Source organism: Moraxella sp. CTOTU49097, assembly GCF_032064105.1.
Lineage (GTDB): Bacteria > Pseudomonadota > Gammaproteobacteria > Pseudomonadales > Moraxellaceae > Faucicola > Faucicola osloensis_B.
Genome location: NZ_DAMBOA010000027.1, coordinates 1 through 20,376 on the forward strand (window position 1 = coordinate 1; position 20,376 = coordinate 20,376).

At 44.5% G+C, this 20,376-nt stretch carries 18 protein-coding genes; 12 read left to right on the forward strand and 6 right to left on the reverse strand.

Annotation, left to right across the window (positions count from 1 at the left end; genetic code table 11):
• Nucleotides 1–64: 64 nt before the first annotated feature.
• Both menA and RT064_RS10125 read right to left on the reverse strand, forming a co-directional pair.
• Nucleotides 65–997 carry a 1,4-dihydroxy-2-naphthoate octaprenyltransferase gene (menA, locus tag RT064_RS10120; protein ID WP_313063179.1) on the reverse strand — a complete coding sequence of 311 codons (933 nt, stop codon included), beginning with the start codon at nt 995–997 and terminating at the stop codon, nt 65–67.
• 84 nt (nt 998–1,081) lie between these two features.
• Nucleotides 1,082–3,631, reverse strand: a complete 2,550-nt coding sequence (locus tag RT064_RS10125; protein ID WP_313063180.1) for a Tex family protein — start codon at nt 3,629–3,631, stop codon at nt 1,082–1,084.
• A 566-nt stretch (nt 3,632–4,197) separates the two neighbouring features.
• On the opposite strand from RT064_RS10125, the gene ompR reads away from it, so the two are divergent.
• Together ompR and RT064_RS10135 are read left to right on the forward strand one after the other, a co-directional pair.
• On the forward strand, nt 4,198–4,971 hold the full coding sequence (ompR, locus tag RT064_RS10130) for an osmolarity response regulator transcription factor OmpR (protein WP_284034909.1): 774 nt from the start codon (nt 4,198–4,200) through the stop codon (nt 4,969–4,971).
• Nucleotides 4,972–5,055: 84 nt separating this feature from the next.
• Nucleotides 5,056–6,126 (forward strand): CobW family GTP-binding protein, encoded by a 1,071-nt coding sequence (locus tag RT064_RS10135; RefSeq protein WP_313063182.1) that lies wholly within the window; start codon nt 5,056–5,058, stop codon nt 6,124–6,126.
• Between the two features lie 68 nt (nt 6,127–6,194).
• Here the strand turns inward: RT064_RS10135 and RT064_RS10140 are convergent, their stop codons facing one another.
• The gene (locus RT064_RS10140) at nt 6,195–7,007 is read right to left on the reverse strand and encodes an NRDE family protein (protein WP_313063183.1); all 813 of its coding nucleotides are present in this window, start codon (nt 7,005–7,007) and stop codon (nt 6,195–6,197) included.
• 185 nt (nt 7,008–7,192) lie between these two features.
• Between RT064_RS10140 and RT064_RS10145 the strand changes: the two genes are divergently transcribed.
• A complete protein-coding gene (locus RT064_RS10145; protein ID WP_313063184.1) occupies nt 7,193–7,927 on the forward strand; it encodes a glycosyltransferase in 735 nt (244 codons plus the stop codon).
• Between the two features lie 44 nt (nt 7,928–7,971).
• Here the strand turns inward: RT064_RS10145 and RT064_RS10150 are convergent, their stop codons facing one another.
• Nucleotides 7,972–8,793, reverse strand: coding sequence for an enoyl-CoA hydratase/isomerase family protein (locus tag RT064_RS10150; RefSeq protein ID WP_313063185.1), 822 nt, complete (start codon nt 8,791–8,793; stop codon nt 7,972–7,974).
• Between the two features lie 253 nt (nt 8,794–9,046).
• On the opposite strand from RT064_RS10150, the gene RT064_RS10155 reads away from it, so the two are divergent.
• From RT064_RS10155 to RT064_RS10180, 6 genes are all read left to right on the forward strand, one after another.
• Nucleotides 9,047–9,565 (forward strand): GbsR/MarR family transcriptional regulator, encoded by a 519-nt coding sequence (locus tag RT064_RS10155; protein WP_062332718.1) that lies wholly within the window; start codon nt 9,047–9,049, stop codon nt 9,563–9,565.
• Between the two features lie 14 nt (nt 9,566–9,579).
• Nucleotides 9,580–9,999, forward strand: coding sequence for a hypothetical protein (locus RT064_RS10160; protein WP_313063186.1), 420 nt, complete (start codon nt 9,580–9,582; stop codon nt 9,997–9,999).
• Between the two features lie 46 nt (nt 10,000–10,045).
• Nucleotides 10,046–10,996 carry a TIGR01777 family oxidoreductase gene (locus RT064_RS10165; RefSeq protein ID WP_313063187.1) on the forward strand — a complete coding sequence of 317 codons (951 nt, stop codon included), beginning with the start codon at nt 10,046–10,048 and terminating at the stop codon, nt 10,994–10,996.
• A gap of 18 nt (nt 10,997–11,014) precedes the next feature.
• Nucleotides 11,015–11,419 (forward strand): thiol-disulfide oxidoreductase DCC family protein, encoded by a 405-nt coding sequence (locus RT064_RS10170; RefSeq protein WP_313063188.1) that lies wholly within the window; start codon nt 11,015–11,017, stop codon nt 11,417–11,419.
• A 495-nt stretch (nt 11,420–11,914) separates the two neighbouring features.
• Entirely contained in the window at nt 11,915–12,235 is a 321-nt protein-coding gene (locus RT064_RS10175) for a DUF485 domain-containing protein (RefSeq protein WP_188874801.1), read from the forward strand.
• A gap of 187 nt (nt 12,236–12,422) precedes the next feature.
• A complete protein-coding gene (locus tag RT064_RS10180) occupies nt 12,423–14,075 on the forward strand; it encodes a cation acetate symporter (RefSeq protein WP_313063196.1) in 1,653 nt (550 codons plus the stop codon).
• Nucleotides 14,076–14,153: 78 nt separating this feature from the next.
• On the opposite strand, the gene RT064_RS10185 is transcribed toward RT064_RS10180, so the two are convergent.
• Entirely contained in the window at nt 14,154–15,173 is a 1,020-nt protein-coding gene (locus RT064_RS10185) for a 5'-nucleotidase (protein ID WP_313063190.1), read from the reverse strand.
• A 435-nt stretch (nt 15,174–15,608) separates the two neighbouring features.
• On the opposite strand from RT064_RS10185, the gene thrS reads away from it, so the two are divergent.
• Nucleotides 15,609–17,537 carry a threonine--tRNA ligase gene (thrS, locus tag RT064_RS10190; protein WP_313063191.1) on the forward strand — a complete coding sequence of 643 codons (1,929 nt, stop codon included), beginning with the start codon at nt 15,609–15,611 and terminating at the stop codon, nt 17,535–17,537.
• 35 nt (nt 17,538–17,572) lie between these two features.
• A complete protein-coding gene (gene infC, locus RT064_RS10195) occupies nt 17,573–18,070 on the forward strand; it encodes a translation initiation factor IF-3 (RefSeq protein WP_172460503.1) in 498 nt (165 codons plus the stop codon).
• Between the two features lie 80 nt (nt 18,071–18,150).
• On the opposite strand, the gene RT064_RS10200 is transcribed toward infC, so the two are convergent.
• Nucleotides 18,151–18,435, reverse strand: coding sequence for a GNAT family N-acetyltransferase (locus tag RT064_RS10200; protein ID WP_313063193.1), 285 nt, complete (start codon nt 18,433–18,435; stop codon nt 18,151–18,153).
• Between the two features lie 286 nt (nt 18,436–18,721).
• Between RT064_RS10200 and ettA the strand changes: the two genes are divergently transcribed.
• The coding region (ettA, locus tag RT064_RS10205) for an energy-dependent translational throttle protein EttA (protein WP_313063195.1) at nt 18,722–20,376 on the forward strand (1,655 nt) is incomplete at its 3' end.

The following is a 20,376-nucleotide window of genomic DNA, read 5'->3' on the forward strand; positions in this document are numbered from 1 at the left end:
GTGCGTATTATACGCTTTTCTTTTTACCTGTCAATACCACTACGAAAAGTTTTTTCATTTATTTTCAAATTAGTTTTTTATAGTTAAAGATAAGAATGCTTATACTCATCAATATACTGGTCGCTAGGGTAATTAAGACAATTTTGGCTAGTTCTGGTGCTAGTGCGTTTGAGGGGATATTTTCATCACTATAATGGCGAACCATTTTAAGATGCCTGGCAATTGGAAATACGAGAACCAATAGGCTTAATAGATAAAAATTTTGTCGCAAGGTCACAAAAGTAATGAGTAAAAAGTAAGCACCCAACAACATGAACCGATACAGGTGGCTCATGCTTTCTTTGCCTAAGGTGGTGGCAAGGGTATTTTTACCAGCGCTTGTATCTGTGTCAAAGTCCCGCATATTGTTAATCATCAATACGCAAGTGCATAGCAGGCCGATCACCACGGCAGCAATAATATCCATCACGCGGATAAATTGTGTTTGTAGGTACACGCCCCCTAATACATTAATCAAGCCGAAGAATAAAAATACTGCTATTTCCCCTTTCGCATTGTACCCATAGGGGTTTTTACCCACGGTATAGGTCACTGCGGCGATGATGGCGATGATGCCCAATGCTAAGAAGGTGAAGAAATCGGTCAGACTGTTAAAGCTCAGCCAAAGTAAGCCAATACCGCAGCCAAAAATCAACAGCCCCCAACTTATGATTAATTTCTTGAGGGTCTTGGGATTGATTGTACCTTGGGCTGTCTGTCTGTCGAGTCGCTGGGCATCCGTACCCCGTATGCCATCGCCATAGTCGTTGGCTAAATTGGATAAAATCTGTAAGCCTAAGGCAACCCATAGGCTTAGCAAAAAGATTTGCCAATTTTTGGTTTCAAAGCTACCAATACGCGAGTATGCCAACGCATTGGCTACTATAATGCCAGCTACCGCTAATGGATAAGTGCGTGGGCGAGTCGCTTGCCAAAATGCTTGTAAAAAATTGACCATCACTCACTCGAAACCTTGTATCACCAATCGCAACATCTAAATGGATTTAGCCATTTAGATGCACGTTTACCAATGATGCGGGGTTTATGTTGATTTTTTTAGACCTGCTTGCGCCAACAACGCACCTAAGCTACCGATTTTTTGCGGTTTTTCGGCTGCTTGGTTTTGCGGTTTAGCGGCTTTGTCACTACGTTGAGGTTTGCCCGAATGTTTGGCTGATTTGCTGCCGCGCTCGGTAGGGTCTGCGTGTTTTTTGGTCGTACCAGCCACTGATTGGTTGGTATTTTTTGCTTTACTAGCGGGTGCTTTTTCAGCCGGTTTGGCTACCATTGGGGTGTCTGACTTCATGCTAAAGCCCACGCGTTTACGCTCTGCATCCACTGAAATCACGCGAACGGTGACAATATCACCTGGTTTGACATGATTTAACGGATCGGCGATAAACTCGTTACCCATCTCTGAGATATGCACCAAGCCATCTTGATGGACGCCCACATCAACAAAACAACCAAAACTTGTCACATTGGTGACCACGCCTTCAAGCGTCATGCCTTCGGTTAAATCGTTGAGGCTATTGACATCGTCACGAAACTTTGCTGTTTTAAAGCTCGGTCTTGGATCGTATGCAGGTTTGGCTAATTCTTGTTTGATGGCAGCGGCTTTCAGCGTTGCTTGCTCGGCATCATTAACCTCATCGTTTGCGGCAGCGACCAGTGAAGCGGTCAGATTGTTAAGCGCTGACTCGTCACCTAGCACATCGTTGAGATTGTTATCAGTTGAGGCCAGCCATTGTTTGACCATCTCGTAGTTTTCTGGGTGTAACCCTGTCGCATCTAACGGCTCATCGCCGCCACGAATGCGTAAAAAACCTGCCGCTTGTTCAAAAGTTTTAGCACCCAATCTTGGCACGTTTTTGAGCTGTTCACGGTTGGCAAAGGCGCCATGTTCGTTGCGGTAGTTGACAATTTGCTGCGCCACATTAACATTGAGACCTGCGATATAAGACAAAATCGCAGGACTTGCGGTATTGACATCTACGCCCACCGCATTCACACAGTCTTGCGTGACTTTGGTTAAACTATCAGCCAGCTGCGTTTGGTTGACGTCATGCTGATATTGACCCACGCCAATGGCTTTGGGATCGACTTTAACCAGCTCAGACAAGGGATCTTGCAAACGACGGGCAATCGATACCGCCCCACGAATGGATACATCAAGCTCTTGTAATTCTTGCGATGCCAGTTCGCTGGCTGAGTACACAGACGCACCAGACTCATTGACCACCACAGGCACCGCTTTGATATCGCCGTTGCCCTCGGCGCTGTTTTCTGCCAAAATTTCTTTGATTAAGGCATCTGTCTCACGGCTAGCCGTACCATTACCAATGGCGATTAAATGCACATGGTGATTTTTGAGTAAATCGGCAATGGTTTGTTTGGCTTCATCGACCTTATTGTCTGGGGCAAATGGATACACTGTTGCAATCGCAAAACTATCATCGCTATTTTTGGCAACATGACCTAAGCTATCAACCACGGCCATTTTGACCCCATGACGGATACCCGGATCGACGCCTAAAATCGTTTTTTGACCCGCTGGCGCTCCCATTAATAGATGCTGTAAATTGTTTGCAAACACGTCAATGGCTGCTGATTCAGCCGTTAAGCGTTTTTCTGTGAGCAAACGATGCTCAATATGCGGACGCCATTTGTCCAACCACAGTTTTTTGCCCAGTGACAATAAAAACTGTTGACGCTCACTAGGCTCAGCAGCCGTTAAATTAAATGCGTGATTAATTTGCTCAATAAATGGTGCATCATCGCCTTCAATCGCAATCGTCAATACGTTGTCTTGGCGACCGCGTAGCATCGCTAATAATCGATGATTGGGTAGACGCGCCAAGCTTTCAGCATGGTCAAAATAGTCTTTGTATTTTTCGCCGACTTCCCGTTTTTCTTCGCCCACTAGACGGCTATGAATTTGGGCGATTTTACCAAAGCCGACGCGCAGTTTGTCGAGTAGGTCAAGCTGCTGTGTCCACTCATCGATAATAATGGCGCCGATACCTGATAGCTGTTTTTCTTTATCTTCAAAAATTGACGCTTCGGCTTCGCCGTTGTCATCCTGTACAGGCGCTGGTGCTTGGTAATCTGATAATGCTGAGGCTGGGCTTACTGACTCATTTAGAACTGCCAAGGCAATTGGCTCAAGTCCTGCTTCACGCGCTTGGGTTGCCAATGAGCGGCGGCGCGGACGATACGGCAAATAAATGTCTTCTAGCTCAAGTTTGGATGCCGCTTGATTGATGCGCTCACTCAATTCATCGGTCAGCTTATTTTGTGAAGTCAACAGCTCAATAATTTTTTGCCGGCGAATGGCCATATCTCGTTCATAGCTGAGCGATTTTTCCAGACTACGCAATTGTATGTCATCGAGCCCGCCGGTTTGTTCTTTACGATAGCGGGCAATAAACGGAATCGTCGCCCCATCATCGTAGAGTTTGACGAATGCCATCATTTGGTTGAGTTTTATACCAAGATTGGCAGCTAATTTTTGATAAATGGCTTGCTGGACTTGCTCAGAGAGTACATCTACCGCTGGATTAGCCGCAATGGCAGTAACGTTTGTAGTCATATTTTTGCCTAACACTTATAAGGATGAACTCATAACTTCAGAGTTCACGCATTATAACAAAACAATACAAAAAGATAATAGGTAAACGCTATTTTAACAAAAATCTTTAGTGAATTTTTACCTTGCTAAAGATACCCCTGTTGTTAAACTAAAATTTTGCTAACTGATGACTATATAATAGGTGGCTACCCTAAAGCTAACGTCGCATTTTTAGCAAAATCACTACAACTATCGACACATTTTTTTGCTTTAATAACCGCATAACCACGCAAATTTGGCTGAATAATAAGATTGATAATGCTTGCAAGTTGTAACCAATCGTTTCAAAATACCTTTATCAGTCCCTAATGAAAATTTTTATACCCATATATTTTATACCATTGCCTGTCCTAACTATTAATTAAAGGTTCAGTGCAACACGCTAATGGAACATATTTAGCCTTTATAAAAAACAATTGGGCATTTATAAAAACTGTGTAGCGAAAACAACATTCGAGTGAAAATAACGTTAGTGATAGGAATATGGGTGATAGGAATATCGACGATAAAAATGAGGAAAATAATCAATGAGTGATGACATCAACCCCACTGTAGAATCTACCCCCAATCAATCAGCCGCCGGCGATATGAATCAGCGCATTTTGGTCGTTGATGACGATGCGCGCCTTCGCACTTTGTTGCAACGTTTCTTAGAAGATGATGGTTATATTGTACGTACTGCGCATGACGGCAACCAAATGGACAAATTGATGCAGCGCGAGTTATTTTCGCTGATTGTGCTGGATTTGATGCTACCTAACGAAGACGGAATCAGTATTTGCCATCGCTTACGCGCAGAAAACTCCGATATTCCGATTATTATGTTGACCGCTAAAGGTTCCGATGCCGATCGTATCGCAGGACTTGAAGCAGGCGCGGATGATTATCTGCCAAAACCCTTTAACCCCAAAGAATTATTGGCACGTATTAAAGCCGTGTTGCGTCGGCAAACGCGTGAATTGCCAGGCGCACCCAGTCAGCAAATGGAAGTGGTGGAATTTGGGTCATGGACATTAGATTTATCAACGCGCACCCTAAAACGTGATGGTAACATCGTGACCTTAACCACAGGTGAATTTAGTGTATTAAAGGCTTTGGTACAACATCCCCGTGAGCCATTAACCCGTGATAAACTGATGAATTTGGCACGCGGCCGTGAATGGGGCGCAATGGAGCGCTCAATTGATGTGCAAGTATCGCGTTTACGCCGTCTCATCGAAGATAACCCTTCGCAAGCGCGCTATATCCAAACCGTTTGGGGCGTGGGCTACGTGTTTGTACCCGATGGCGCAGATAGCTAGACAAGCGCTATTAAAGAGAGCGAATTAAAAAAGCCAATTAAAAAAGCTAAGTTAACAGAGTTAAAAACTTTTATGATAAAACCGTTGATTGTAAATACAGCCTGTCACCTGGTGATGGGCTTTTTAGGTTCTGGTAAAACCAGTTTTATCAATGCCTGTATCACGCATTTTCAGCAGCAAGAAAAGTGGGCGATTTTGGTCAATGAAGCAGGTCAAATCGGTATTGATGAAAAGCTATTGGCGGCTAATGCTGACCATGATTTAGCGATTCGCCAAGTATCTGGTGGCTGTATCTGCTGTACGTCGCAACTGCCGCTACAGATTGCGCTCGCTCGCTTGACTTCTGAGTATAGACCTGACCGATTATGGATTGAGCCGACAGGGCTTGCACACCCGCGAGAGCTGATTGAGCAGCTATCTGCCCCGCATTGGCAAACTGCGCTGTCGCTAAAATCTGCCATCAGTATCGTCAATGCGCGTCATTGGCAAGATGCCCGTTATCGTGACAATGAAGGCTACCAAGCACATGTGCGATTTTGTGATGTGGTGGTGATTAATCGTTTTCATGGGTTGGATGACACCCAAAAAATCCAATTGACCGCATGGGTAAAGGGTTTAAACCCTAAAGCAAAATTGATTTGGCAAACAGAACAAACGCTGAGCGAAGACAATCTGCGGCAATTGCAACAAGCGCTCAATCAATCAAGCCAAGTGCTTGCCGAGCGTAGCCACTATCAACAAGTTAGCTTAACGAGCTTTGCTCAGTCCCCCGCTCTATCCACCATCCAAGCCTACACGCCCCAATCACCGACAGCTACCAACGATGACTTGCCATTTCGCTATCATGATGTACAAAACGGCTATCAAATCATCGGATGGCGGGTGTCAGCCGACTGGACAATTGATATGACTGTACTGATGGAATGGTTGTTGGCACTGCCCAACTGGCAACGTATCAAATCGGTGGTTCATATCAAACATACGCATGGTGAGCAATGGCAAACCATGAATTTTACCCCGGATTCGCTCGATTTGGTGGCCTGTGAGCCGCAAACCGATAACCGTATTGAAGTGATTTTTTTGGATAACACTATCGAATTGGATTTTGATAGGCTCGATACTGAGCTGATGATGATGTTTGGGCATATCAGTTAAGCTTACGGTTGATGGATAGCCCATTTTATTGTCTATTTTTTTGACTTCTCGGCTGTTTTTTTCATTGATTATGTGGCGTTAACATCATGTGTGATACGGATGATAGTGTCATTTTCAAGGTTTTTTTCTTGCATATCAAACCCTGTCTGAGTGATGGTGAGCAAGCTACTCACGCGCGTCCCATAGCTACTTCCTAGCAGCTTATCGAGGCGATTGGCAGGAATAAAGATGGAAGACAACGCCAACTCTGTCTCCATACCTAAACCTGTATCAGGTAGCTGGGTGATAGGCGCTTGTTCACTGTCTTGCAGTATCTCAAATGCCACGTTTTTCCAATTGGCTGTTTGCCAATCCTCATGCCCAGCAAGCAGCGGCAACAACTCTTGTCGTACTCGCCTGCGCAGTTTTTCCGTTTTAAACCATGCCGTATTTGGTTGACCATTGGATAACACGTATAAGCCTTTTGCCAATACCTCGATGCCATACCCTTTATTATTGAGTAGCACCGCTTGCTGCCGATCGCCGATGACTAGGTTAAACCCATCGTAGCAGGGCAAATCAATTTGCCTTGCGAAAGCTAGCGGCGACCACTCACCACTTAAATAATCAAGGATTAATTGACCGCGAGAGGTGGCAAAGACAGGCTTATCTTTGATAATCTCTCGGTAGTTTAAAATCACCCCCCAGCGCCCATGCACAGGATCGATACCCAACCAAGTGCCCCCTGCTTGCGCATCTTGCCCCGCGATGATTTTTTTTCCATTCGGCAATTGCCATTCATGTAGTGCGCGCGTAGGACGCTGCAAAAATTCATCGCGATTGGATAATAGCACCAAGGGTTTATCCTCAAACAGCTGCCAAGCCAACGCCACAATGCACATACTTTATTCCTTCTAACTGGTTACCATGCCATCGCCCATTGAATTCTGCATCAGCTCGATTACTCATTCCCTAGCTTAGCACCCAAAACTTTTTTGGCAATCACCAGATCGTCATATTGTTCATTTATGATAAAAAATCTAAAAAACTGCCGTTTTAAACGATTGTTGCCCTTGTGAATGAGCTTATGACGCCAATTAGCATCGTGATTATTACCTTAAACGAAGCCGAACGTATCGGCAATATTTTGCGTGACTTAGCCCAGCAAAGCTACCAAAATTTTGAAGTCATCGTGGTGGATTCCAACAGCGAAGATAATACCTGTCAAATTGCAGCCAGTTTTCGCCACCAGTTGCCGGCGATAAGCGTACATAAAATGTCAAAACGTGGCGTCAGCTTGGGTCGTAATACAGGGGCAAGCCTAGCCAAAAATGAACGGATACTGTTTTTAGATGCCGATGTGCGGCTGGATGCAAACTTTTTGCAAAAAGCCAGTCAATTATTGGATAAAAAATCCTTGACAGTAGCCGGCGTGTATATGAACGCTGACCACCTAAAACCTTGGTTTACGGTGGGTTATCAGCTGTTTAACATAGGTATTTTTGTTAGCCAATTTTTATCGCCAACGGCGGTCGGTGCCTGTATTTTTTCCAGTAAATCCGTGCATGAGCAATTGGGTGGGTTTGATGAGTCTATCACCCTGTGTGAAGATTGTGACTATGTCAATCGCGCCAAAAAAATCACCCGCTATCAGATGCTACCGCTCACCTTTCGCTTTGACCCACGCCGCTTGCAGCAAGATGGCTATTTTAATACGGGCTGGAAATACCTGCATGCCAATTTATATCGCTTTTTTGTCGGTGAAATCCGTGATAACAAAATCCGTTACCAGTTTGGGCATTATTATACCCCAAAAAAATAGCGTCGGTGACAACGCTATTTTTCTTTCCGTTGATTTTTTACAGATTAATGCCCTTTAAACTGGGCAGGACGTTTTTGCATAAATGCCGACACGCCTTCTTTAAAGTCTTCCGTGGTTGCCATCTGCATTTGGTACATGACTTCTGCATCAATGGCAGTATCAAGTCCACTGTACGCCACTTGGTTAATAGTCTGTTTCATCGCCGCCAATGTCAAAGTAGGCAAGCTTGTTAAACGGTCGGTGAGTTTTTTCACCGCGGCATCAAGCTCATCGGCTGGCGCGATAGCATTGACTAAGCCTAAATCTTGGGCTTTTTTGGCATCAAACTGCTCGCCAAGCATCACAAGCTCGGTGGTCTTTGCCGCCCCAATCAGTTGCGTTAACTGATAAATCCCGCCCGCATCAGGCACAAGCCCGATATTGACAAACGCCTGCAAAAACTTGGCATTGTCACTGGCCACCCGAAAATCACACGCCAAGGCGATATTCATGCCCGCCCCTGCCGCTGCTCCGTTGATACGGGCGATGATGGGCTTACTGATTTTTCGCAGCTTTCGGCTGATTTCGCCCACGCCAGTGGTCAGCCCGTGTGCCATTTTTAGCACCGCTTGGCGGGTTTCGGTTGAGCCTAACATCTCGCGGATATCGCCACCGCTTGAAAAGCCCTTGCCCGCGCCTGTTAATACGATGACTTTGGCGGTATCGTCATATTCAGCATGGCTTAAGGCTTGCAATAGCTCACCTTTCATGGTGCTGTCAAGGGCATTTAAAGATGCAGGGTCATTTAGGGTAATCGTCGCAACGCTATCTGCAACATCATAGGTGACTTTTTGAAAGGTGGGTTGTTGTGTTTGGGTTGCCGTCATGGGTCATCCTTATACCAAAGAAATAAATACCAAAAAACTAAATATCAAAAAAAAGATACAATAAACCACTTCATCTTACCGAAATTATTTTTTTTTGGGAAATAAAACGCGACTTATAAGGTCAACAATCCAAACCCAACCACAAAATTTTTACAATTTTCAAAATTTCTGTATTGACAGAAATATGTAAAAAGCTCAAAGTAATTAAAAATTGATTGATTTATATCTATTTACTTACACACAGGGCTAAAAAGTGCAACTCACACCTACCATGGAAAAATTTGTCTTACACTGGGGCGAAATGGGCAATAAATGGGGCGTAAACCGTACCGTTGCCCAGATTCATGCCTTGTTATTTTTGGCAGGCAAGCCGATGAATGCCGAAGAAATCCAAGAGACCTTAGGCGTGGCGCGTTCAAATGTGAGCAATAGTATCAAGGAATTGCAGAGCTTAAATCTGGTACAAACCGTACATACGCTCGGTGATAGACGCGATTATTTCACCACGGGCACGGATGTTTGGGAATTGGCTAAAGTGATTGTCGAAGAACGCTATCGCCGAGAGCTTGCGCCGACGGTTGGATTCTTGGCGGATTTAATCAATGAGCCAGAATTTGCCACAGAAAGTAAAGACGTACAGCAACGTATCAAAGACACCCACCAATTTGTCGATACGCTGACGAGTTGGGCGAACGAGATGCTAAAACTTTCGTCCACTACGCTCAATCGTATCCTAAAGCTTGGGGCGACGATTCAGAAGTTTTTGAAATGATGAGGTTTGACGGTATGGCTAAAGCGAATTGGTGGCGATTCATCAAATTTTTTGGTAGTGGTGTATTGCTGAGTTTTTTGGTGATTGTGGTGTCATTTTTTGTTTTGGCTTATACCAAAATCATGGATATTACCATCATGCTATTACTGGCGATTGTCTGGTTACTGGTCGGTATTTTACCCACTTTTTTGACAGGGCTATGGTTAGTGGTCATACGCCACATTCGATATGTCAATTATATGGCGTTTTTTATGGGCAATCTGGTTTTAGCGATTTTATTTATTTTGGGTTTTATCCTGCTAACGAATAATTTATCGCTGCCCAATTTTATTGAGGTACTAAAAGTGGCTACTGTAATTATAGTGATGGGATGTATTTCAGGGCTAATAGCCATGTTAAGTGGTTTTTTTACCCTTAAACCACCCAAAAACTAATATTTTTTGCCCATAAATTTCAGTTTTGACAGAAAAAAGGAAAGAAATGATGAAAATACTTATCACAGGTGGTTCAGGATTTTTAGGCACAGCGTTAACACAATCGTTAAAAACCCATGGCGTAAAAGGTAACACTGCGTCAGTCACTTGGGTATCTCGTTCTGTAGAAAAAGAGAAAAGCAAAAATATCGCAGACGACGTTATTAGCTATGATGATCTTGCCAGCACCGATCAGACGTATGACGTCATCATCAATCTAGCAGGTGCGGGTATTGCCGACAGCCGTTGGACGGATGCACGTAAGCAAGAGTTGTTTGATAGTCGACTAAAACCCACACAAGCGGTGATTGATTATATTGAGCGAATGGGCAACAAACCAAAACTATTGATTAGCGGCTCAGCCGTCGGTTGGTATGGTATCCAACAGGAAAACGACCCAACCGCGCTTGATGAAACCAGCCCCATGACAACAACCGACTTCGCTCACGAAATTTGTCAGGCATGGGAGCAGCTAGCTTTGACTGCCCAAGATACTGTAACAGATGCTGTAACGGATGCTGTGCCAGTTGCGATTGTGCGCACAGGGGTGGTGATTGCGCCCGAGGGGGGTATGGTTGGACGACTGATTACCCCATTTAAAATGGGCACCGGTGGTAAACTTGGCAATGGTCAGCAAATCATGAGCTGGATTAGCCGTACTGATTGGGTGCGTGCGGTGATTTTTATCATTGAACAAAACCTGACTCACACTCTGCCCACTCAGCAAATTTACAATTTGACCAATCCAACGCCTATTAGCAATGCTGCATTTACCGATGCGATGGGCACTTGGTTGCACCGCCCTACTGTGATGACTCTGCCCGCCTTTGTGGTCAAGACCATGTTTGGTGAAATGTCGACGTTACTGTTGGATGGGCAACGCGTTGTGCCCACAGCATTACTGGATAAAGGTTTTGAATTTAACGACTTGACCGTATTAAATGCCCTAAAAAGCTAATCTTCGGAGACTGTTAATATGATTACCATGTACTATGATGATACCTGCCCTGTCTGCCGTACCGAAGCCTTGCATATGGTAGAGAAAAAACCTGACGCCATTCGCATCATGGCGATTGATGACGCACGGGACGAACTTGCCAAATTTGGTATTAGCGAAAATGAGGCGATGACTTATCTGTGTGTGCAAGATAAACAAGGGAACATGCAAAAAGGCATGGATGCCGTACGACTGCTATACAAAACCGCACAGCTGCCATTTGCAACCGTGTTTGAATGGCCTGTAGTGAAACAAGCCAGTGATATGATTTACCCTATTTTTGCGCGACATCGCAACCGTGTACCCAACTGGATGACCCAACTTGCCTATGGTAAAGTCGCAGCAGACTGCAAAGACGGTATGTGTAAAACTCGAGGCAAATAAATGCCGTTTGGTTTCAATAGTGGTATGTATGCTCAATGATTTATCTATCCTCAACGATTTATCTATCATGGATAGTTTGATAATTTTTAATGGTCATTGGGCGTTACAGTTATCATTAGGTGCAATCATGATTAGGTGTAATCGTGATTAGTCACGATTATAAGTATCAAGTTAGGTCCAATGTTAATTTTGGATGCTTTGTTTGATAGCGTTGCCACTAATTTTCAACTAACATTCTACAATTTTTTTACAGTTTGAGAAAAAATAGCTAGATTTTTTAACAATTTTCATTTAATAATAGCAACTAATCAGGAAGATGAGATTGTTTGTATCATTTAAGACAATCTATTACGTTTAGCATAGCGGACTTGCTTCACCATATTTTGTCTACTGTTATTGTCACCCAATCGCTATCTTCCTTGTCGGTTTTGACACTGATTGTTGAATTAATCATCAATAAGTTGTCTTTTTCATTCATTTACAAGGAGCGTTACCATGGATGAGGCACAAATTCAGCGCGTCATGAATCATCCTGAATTCCAAAGCATGGCAAAGAAAAAAACTAGCCTAGGTCTTATTTTTACCATTATCACGCTAGTTTTTTGGTTCGGTTATCTGCTACTCGTGGGATTTAACCCAAGCATGTTTGCTAAACCAGTTTCCGCAGGTTCGATGACGCCTGTAGGTTTTTATATTGTCGTAGCTTTCATCATTTTTGTACCACTCATCACTTGGATATATGTCAAAAAAGCAAACGGCGAATTTGACACGATGACTCGTAAAGTCATCGATGATATCAACAGTGGTAAAGTATAACTACACAGGGATTGTGTTGGGTTTTCATTTGTAAAATTGTGGGGCTGATAATAATTTTGACATCAGTTCTGACATCAGTTTTGACACCATGGAGGGTGGCATGTTACAACAACAGTATAACAGCGTGACTGTTAAAGGCTTGGGCAAGCGTATCGGCAAGGTTTCAACCGCCGCAAGTTTGACGCTAATGGGTCTGATGGCACAGATGCCAGCATGGGCGGCGGGCGCCCTTGAAGGCGAAGTAAAAAAACAACCGCTGAATATTTCAGCCATTATCATGTTCTTGATTTTCGTTTTGGCAACACTCGGTATTACTTACTGGGCGTCAAAACAAAACAAAACCGCTAGCGACTTTTATACCGCGGGCGGCGGTATCTCAGGTACCAAAAACGGGATCGCCATTGCCGGGGACTATATGTCAGCGGTAACCTTTTTGGGGTTATCGAGTATGATTTTTACCGTCGGTTATGATGGCATGATTTATACCCTAGCCTTCTTGATTGGCTGGCCAATTATTTTATTCTTAATCGCTGAGCGGCTACGTAACTTGGGTAAATTCACCTTCGCAGATGTGGCATCTTATCGTTTTTCCCAAACCCCAGTACGTATTTTTGCTGCATCCGGTACCTTGGTCGTCGTTGCGCTATACTTGGTTGCACAGATGGTCGGCGCGGGTAAACTAATTGAGTTATTATTTGGTTTGGACTATATCTATGCTGTACTAATCGTGGGTATTTTGATGATGGTTTATGTACTATTTGGCGGTATGCTAGCTACCACTTGGGTGCAGATTATCAAAGCTATTTTGCTGATGTCAGGTGCGACTTTCATGGCATTTATGGTGATGAGCCATGTTGGTTTTAGTTTTGACAAATTATTTAAGTCAGCAGTGGCGATTCATGATAAGCATGAAGCGATTTTGTCGCCGGGTAAATTGGTTAATAATCCCATTGAATCTATCTCATTAGGTTTGGGTCTATTGTTTGGTACAGCAGGTTTACCACACGTATTGATGCGTTTCTTTACGGTGCCAGATGCCAAACAAGCCCGTAAATCGGTACTGGTTGCCGCTAGCTGTATTTCTTACGTGTATTTTATGATCGTTCTTATTGGCTTGGGTGCTATCGTTATCCTAGCTGAACATCCAGATTATTTTACGACAGTGGTGAAAAATGGCGTAAGCTCACAAGCACTCATCGGTGGTGCCAACATGGCAGCGATTCACTTGTCCCATGCCGTAGGTGGTAACCTATTCTTAGGCTTTATCTCGGCCGTTGCTTTTGCAACTATCCTAGCGGTTGTTGCAGGTTTGACGTTATCAGGCGCCTCAGCGGTCAGCCATGACTTGTATGCGAGTGTTATCAGAAAAGGTCAAGCGAGACCTGAAGAAGAGATGCGTGCATCAAAAATTACCGTGGTTGCATTAAGTTTATTGTCAATCGTTACCGGTATTATCTTTGAAAACCAAAACCTTGCGTTCATTGCAAGTTTGGTATTTGCGGTCGCGGCATCGGCTAACTTCCCGATTCTTTTGTTAGCGATGTTCTGGCGTGGTCTAACCACTCGTGGTGCGGTCATCGGTGGGTTTGGCGGCTTAGCCGTCGCAGTGCTACTGATTATCTTAGGACCTGCGGTTTGGGTAGATATCTTGAAACACGAAGCGCCCGCTTTCCCATACAAAAACGTGGCATTATTTAGTATGCCTGTGACCTTCATTCTAGCGTGGATCGCCTCTATCACTGACAACTCACCACGCGCTGAGTTAGATAGAAAAGGTTTTGATGCACAGTATGTACGTTCATTAACCGGTATCGGTGCGTCAGGTGCATCTGACCACTAATCCAATGTTCAATCAAAAATACCGCTTGCAATAAGCGGTATTTTTTTTATATGGGATTTTTTATACAACCTATGAATTTTAGGCTTGATGGATTTCAACCAGGTTTTGGGTTGCCGTGGCATCAGCTTGTTTGACATACAATTTTGATTTTGAACTATAAGGCACTAGCCCTGAAGGTACTACGCCTTTAGCAGATTCGTAATTATGAATGGAGTCATCGAAGAAAATATGCGGAGCAAAGGTTTGCAGTACATGGCGTTTATCCAAGCCACCTAAAAAGAATGCCAAATCCACATTGACACCCCAATCACGTAATGTCTTAATCGCGCGCAAATCTGCAGGCGCATTGCGCGCGGTCACCAGTGCAATTTGAATGGGTGGATGCTTAATTTTAGCAGGCAGGCGTTTTTGTAGTTTAGAGAGTTTGATTAAAAAATCCGCATACGGGCCTTTATTCATCGGCACATCACTCATTTTGGCTTCATAATCATGAAACGCTTTGAGTCCTTGCTGGCGAGACAATAGCTCCCCTGCTTCATCAAATAATACGGCATCGCCATCAAATGCAATGCGTAGTTGATTGGTGTCTAGCTCTTTCATATCAATGGGCGGCGCATCCAGAATCGCGCAGGCACACACCCCTGCATCGGTGACTTGCTGGGCATCGGCATGATTGGTGGTCAAAAACAAATCCACTTTAAAATCTGCCACATAATCCGCCACCCCTTCGCCTGAGGTAAATGCCGAGCGACTAATCGGTAGTCCATGACTACGCAGCGCATTTAATACTTGAATACCGGTATCTGGGCTGTTTTTTGACATAATCACCACTTCAACCATGGGCGCAGCGATGCCCTCGCCCTTGTCATCGGCTGCACAATGCTGATTGAGATTGAGTAAGGCTTTGATAAGCGGATAACCCGTCCCGGTTTGCAAGGGGTCATTTTCGCGTTCAATCATATAGCTGCGAAATTTATCAATCGCCGTTTCTGGATCTTCGGTTAACGCTTGTTGAAAAAACCGCTCAGACTCCGATAGGTCAAACAATGCCGTGGCAGAGACCGCCACAATTAATGTATTGGAAAAATCAACTGACATAAAAATGCCCTTAATCAATCGTGTTGTTATGGAGCGTTATGAAGCATAGCACTCACTATCCTGTAGTTATATAAGTTTTGCCACGGGTAATCTAGATTATTACTGTAACTTGTTCGCGTAAAGATACACAGCCAAATTGTAAATACCAAGCATTGGCTGTCGTCTATTGCAGCGTTTTTTACACGCATATCATGAGCTGCCTCATTTTCTGTCATAACTGCAAGCAATTCAATCAGCAAGTTGGTTTCATCACCGCAATTTGCTATAATATCTTGTTTACGCTTTTTGCAAAGCGACGAATTCATGGGATTGTAATGCCTATCGAGACACGGTAAGTCTGGATTGGCAGAGTTTTTCCCTTTTTTTATTCCCATCTCTCACGGTTACATGACCGATAGTAACGGTCATCACTGCCAAAGGACAACAGGAGCAATTATGGTAGCCATTACCTTACCAAACGGCGATATTAAACAATTTGATGGGCAAACGTCAGTCATGGAAGTGGCGCAAAGCATCGGCGCAGGGCTTGCCAAAGCCACCGTTGCAGGACGTGTCAACGGCAAATTAGTTGATGCGTGTGACCCGATTAGCGAAGACGCCAGCGTTCAAATCATCACGCCAAAAGACGAGGAAGGTGTGGAAATCATTCGCCACTCGACCGCTCACTTACTGGGTCATGCTGTCAAACAGCTATATCCTGAGGTGAAGATGGTTATCGGTCCTGTGATTGAAGAGGGTTTTTATTACGATATCTATAGCGAGCGCCCGTTTACGCCAGAAGACATGGAAAAAATCGAAGCGCGCATGACCCAATTGATTAACCAAGATTACGATGTTATCAAAAAAATGACACCGCGTGACGAGGTTGTCAAAGTATTCCAAGACCGTGGCGAGACTTATAAATTACGTCTTATCGAAGATATGCCGAATGAAACCCAAATGGGTTTATACTATCACCAAGAATACGTTGACATGTGCCGTGGGCCTCACGTGCCCAATACCCGTTTCCTAAAAGCCTTTAAACTCACCAAAATGAGTGGTGCCTACTGGCGCGGTGATGCCAAAAACGAGCAACTACAACGTATTTACGGTACCGCTTGGGCAGACAAAAAAGATTTAAAAGCTTATATTCAGCGTATCGAAGAAGCGGAAAAACGCGACCACCGTAAAATCGGTAAAGCGCTTGATTTATTTCACATGCAAGAAGAAGCGCCTGGTATGGTGTTTTGGCATCCCAATGGCTGGACGATGTGGCAAGTACTTGAGCAGTATATGCGCAAAGTACAAAAAGATAACGGCTATCTTGAAATCAAAACCCCACAAATCGTCGATAGAAGCCTATGGGAAAAATCAGGTCACTGGGAAAACTATGGCGACATGATGTTCACCACCCACAGTGAAAAACGTGACTATGCCATCAAGCCGATGAACTGCCCGTGTCACGTGCAAGTGTTCAATCAAGGGTTAAAATCTTACCGTGACTTGCCATTGCGTCTTGCTGAGTTTGGCTCATGCCACCGTAACGAGCCGTCAGGTTCACTCCATGGCATCATGCGGGTGCGTGGCTTTACCCAAGATGACGCCCATATTTTTTGTAGTAATGAGCAAATCAAACAAGAAGCCCAAGACTTTATCAAGCTTACCCTTGATGTGTATAAAGACTTTGGTTTTGATGACGTGCAAATGAAACTCTCAACTCGCCCAGAAAAACGGGTCGGTGCTGATGAACTGTGGGACTTGGCAGAAAAAGACTTAGCGGACGCGTTGGATAATGCAGGGCTTGACTGGCAGTATCTGCCAGGGGAAGGCGCATTTTATGGACCCAAAATCGAGTTTAGCCTTAAAGACTGTCTTGGCCGGGTATGGCAATGCGGTACACTGCAGCTTGACTTTAACCTGCCAGAACGACTAGGTGCGGAGTTTGTCAATGAGCAAGGCGAACGTGAGCGCCCTGTGATGCTCCACCGTGCGATTTTGGGGTCATTTGAACGCTTTATCGGGATGCTCATCGAGCATTACGCCGGCTGGATGCCAGTCTGGCTTGCACCGCAGCAAGTCGTGGTGATGAATATTACCGACAACCAAGCCGAAGCCTGTCAAAAAGTCGCCGAACAATTGAATCAAGCCGGACTTCGTGTCATCACCGATTTGCGTAATGAGAAAATTGGCTTTAAAATTAGAGAACGCACCCTTGAACGCATTCCTTATATGATTGTCATGGGTGATAAAGAAGTAGAAAGCAACCAAGTTAACGTCCGTACTCGTGAAGGTGACAACCTTGGCGTGATGAGTATCGATGCCTTTATCGACTTGGTTAACCAAGCGACCGACCAAAAAGGGCGCGTCAAATCAAAAACAGCGTAGGAGTAAGTATTATTAAGAGTTCAAACCGATTAGACATCAACGAGGAAATTCGTGCCAAAGAGGTACGCCTAGTCAAAGAAGACGGCGAACAAGTTGGTGTTGTGGATATAAAAACGGCTCTGCAGGCCGCCCGTGATGCTGAGTTGGATTTGGTCGAGATAGTACCAGACGCTCAGCCTCCTGTTGCCAAAGTGATGGACTACAGAAAATATCTGTACGACCAAAAACAAAAAGCCAAAGAAGCCAAAAAGAACCAAAAACAAACGCAGCTTAAAGAAATCAAATTGCGTCCTGGTACGGAAGAAGCTGACTATCAAGTCAAACTTCGTAAAATCCGTGAGTTTTTGGAAGACCAAGACAAAGTCAAAGTCACCATTCGCTTCCGTGGTCGTGAGATGGCTCACCAACAAATTGGCTTGCAGCAGCTTGAAAAAGTCATTGCCGATACGACCGATGTTGCCAATGTTGAACAACAACCAAAAGTTGAAGGCCGCCAAATGGGTATGCTACTTGGACCTACCAAGAAAAAATAATCAGCAAACCCTAATCGATAAAAAAACCACATCAACCTATGTGGTTTTTTTTATTGGCGTGTTGACACATTGGTAAAAGTTTAAGCTTTTAAATCACTGTATTCGGGGTGCTTTTGCAGGTAGCTTGCCACGTAAGAGCAGGCTGGCACGACTTTTTTACCTTGCTCGTGGGCATAGTCTAACGCGTGCTTGGTCAACGCCCCTGCAATGCCGCGCCCGCCAATCGCGTCTGGCACAATGGTATGGTCATATACGATGACATCACCATTATCCACATAGCTAATGTAAGCAGTAGTGCCGTCAACGGTGGTTTCAAAGCGGTGTGATTGTTTGTTATGGTGAATCGATAATTGTAAATCCGACATGGTTGTCTCCTTGTGTATTCTTTTTTTTACTATGCTATCTGTGACTTAGTTATTTATCGCTTGGTTATTTGCCGTTTGATAGTAGCACAACCACTGTCCATGACTTGTAAAAGTTTTTGCCTATTCGGTATGGGGTTTGCAAATGATTTTTCACTAGGCTTTTACCTTGCCCCACCCCGTTAACAATGCGATAATAAGCGGTTAAATCTTACCATTTTTCAAATTTTTTGGCGTGGATGATACGCCTTATCTTCACTTAATATTAGCTAACTTAAACAGGAAAAACATGGCTCAATATATTTATACCATGAACAAGGTATCAAAAATTGTTCCACCCAAGCGGGAAATCCTAAAAGACATCAGCCTGTCTTTTTTCCCCGGTGCAAAAATCGGTGTACTGGGTCTCAACGGTGCCGGTAAATCAACCTTGCTTAAAATCATGGCAGGCGTGGACACCGAGTATAACGGTGAAGCGCGTGCGCAGGCGGGTATCAAGATTGGCTACCTTGCCCAAGAACCGCAGCTAGACCCTGCCAAAGACGTGCGTGGCAACGTGGAAGATGGTGTACGTGAAGCCCTAGACGCATTGGCGCGCCTTGATGAAATTTACGGTGAATATGCCCTACCCGATGCCGACTTTGACAAACTTGCCGCCGAGCAAGGCAAGATGGAAGACATCATCCAAGCGTGGGATGCCCATAACCTCAACAACCAGTTAGAAAAAGCCGCCGATGCGCTGCGCCTACCCGCGTGGGATGCCGACGTGAGCAAATTATCGGGTGGTGAAAAACGCCGTGTTGCCCTGTGCCGTCTGTTACTATCAAAACCTGATATGTTGCTATTGGACGAACCAACCAACCACTTGGACGCCGAATCAGTCGCTTGGCTTGAGCATTTCTTAAAAGATTATAGCGGCACTATTGTAGCGATTACCCATGACCGTTATTTCCTTGATAACGTTGCCGAGTGGATTCTGGAGCTTGACCGTGGTTATGGCTACCCTTACCAAGGTAACTACACCGAGTGGCTTGAACAAAAAAATAAACGCCTAGAGCAAGAGCAAAAACAAGAAGAAGCCTTTGCCAAAGCGCTGAAACAAGAGCTTGAATGGGTGCGTAAAAACCAAAAAGGTCAACAAGCCAAATCAAAATCTCGCTTGCAACGCTTTGAAGAGTTGAACTCTAAAGAGTTCCAACAGCGTAACGAAACTGCCGAAATTTACATTCCACCAGGACCACGTCTTGGCAACAAAGTCATTGAAGTCAACAATATCTCAAAATCATTTGGTGACCGTTTGCTATACGAAAACCTATCCTTCACTGTGCCGCCGATGGCGATTGTGGGGATTATCGGACCCAACGGTGCAGGTAAAACGACCTTGTTCAACATGATTACAGGCAAAGACAAGCCAGACACGGGCACAGTTGAAGTCGGTGAATCGGTAAAAGTGGCGTATGTGGGACAGGTACGCGATGAGCTTGACGACAAAAAAACCGTGTGGGAAGAAGTCTCCGACGGTCTTGACATGATTACCGTGGGCGAATACACCACACCTAGCCGTGCCTATATCGGACGCTTTAACTTTAAAGGTCAAGACCAACAAAAACTGGTCGGTAGCCTGTCGGGTGGTGAGCGTAACCGTCTGCAACTTGCCAAAACCTTAAAACAAGGGGCAAACGTGCTGTTACTCGATGAGCCATCGAATGACCTTGATGTTGAGACATTGCGCGCGCTTGAAGATGCGGTGGAAGTGTTCCCTGGTACGGTGATGGTGGTGTCGCATGACCGCTGGTTCTTAGACCGTATTGCCACCCATATTTTGGCATTTGAGGATGAAGGTCCGATTTGGTTTGATGGTAACTACTCAGAGTTTGAAACATATCGCAAAAAACAGTTGGGCGCGGATGCCGAGCCAAAACGCATGAAATATAAAAAGATTGC